Genomic DNA, 1,392 nt, shown 5'->3' with positions numbered 1-1,392 from the left:
TACGCCGCGATGCCGCCGCCCACGCCGACGATGACCCGGCGGCCCTTCAATGCCGATGCGTCCATGCGGCTTCATTACGCGCCAGGGGGCCCGGTCGCAATACGACTACTTCAGGGACACCTCGCCCACCGCGCCGCTGGGGTCGGTCACGATGAGCGTGTAGGGGCCGCCGGGCACGACGCCGCCAGGACATTGCGGATCCGTGATGGGTGGCGGGTCGAAGCCGGCGCAGGTGGGCACGGTGGCGGTGAGCCGCGCGGCGTTCACGTACTTCACGTCGCGCAGCGGGATGTTCACGCGCTGCCCGGGGTCCGTCTTCACGGGCGCGACCAGGTACACGTCCGCGATGCCCTCGGAGAACGAGCGTCCGCTGCCGGACAAGGTGATGGCGATGGAGGTGTCGGTGCTGGCGGGGCCGCTGGCGGGCGACAGGGCGAGGGTGCCCAGCTTCGGATAGGCGACGGTGAGCACCTGGGGGCGGGTGACGGCGCAGCCTTCGGGGTTGGTGATGCGGACGTCGTAGGTGCCCTCGGGCGTCGCGGGGGGGACCTCGGTGTCGATGCGCGTCTCGGAGGCGACGGTGACGGTGAAGAGCGGCCGGTCCTCGTCGCCTTCGCGGTGCAGGGTGATGAGGGGCGGCGCGTCCACGCGGAAGCCGCTGCCTTCGATGATCAGGGGGCTGCCGCCGCCATAGGAGAAGCCCTGGGGCGCGGTGAAGCCCTCGAGCGTGGGCGGGGCCACGACGCGCAGCCCGTCCGCGAGCCGCGCGGTGCCGCCCAGGGGGTTGGTCACGGAGACGGTATAGGCGCCGGGCGCGAGCTGGCTCGACGGCGTGGTGTTGCGGGTGGGCAGGTCCATCCGCATCAGCTCGGTGCGCGCGAAGAAGAGGTGGTCGGCGGGGAGCGTGTAGTCGCCAGGGCCGCTCAGCGTCACCTGGGGCAGCTCCACGGCGGGCGTGTCGGTGAGCGCGTCGCGGGGGAGCGGGGTGAAGCCGCTGCCAATGAGTTCCAGGCGCCAGCCGCGCGCATCGCCACCGGCATTGCAGACGCGCGCGGGCGTCACGAGCCGCTCCAGCGGATTGATGAGGCCCTCGAGCTTCGGGGTGGGACCTTCTGTCGCTTCGGAGCAAGCAACCAGGCTGAGCAGTGCGGCGGCGGCCGGAAGGCGCACAGGTTCCTCCATCATCCCGTCAACAGGGCTGTCACACGTTAGGCCGGGGTCCTGGAGGGTCAGGAGTTTTTTCCGGCTCCGCGCCCACAGCACCCCTGGGCCAGGGGGTCAAGAAAACTCAAGTGGCTGAAGTTGCAGGGGAATATCTCGCGAAGGAGCGTCGGCACGGCGAATGCTAAGGCTCCAGGCAGCAGGGACGGGCAGCACGGCGGGGGGGACGGG

1 protein-coding gene is annotated in these 1,392 nt (G+C 70.9%); it reads right to left on the bottom strand.

The features are described from left to right. Positions 1 to 105: 105 nt before the first annotated feature. The gene (locus D7X12_RS41360; RefSeq protein ID WP_147444002.1) at positions 106 to 1,170 is read right to left on the bottom strand and encodes a hypothetical protein; all 1,065 of its coding nucleotides are present in this window, start codon (positions 1,168 to 1,170) and stop codon (positions 106 to 108) included. Positions 1,171 to 1,392 lie beyond the last annotated feature (222 nt).

The sequence above is a fragment of the Corallococcus sicarius genome (assembly GCF_003611735.1).
Taxonomy (GTDB): domain Bacteria; phylum Myxococcota; class Myxococcia; order Myxococcales; family Myxococcaceae; genus Corallococcus; species Corallococcus sicarius.
Note: the sequence above shows the minus strand (reverse complement) of the source record. Positions and strands in the feature narration are given on the sequence as shown.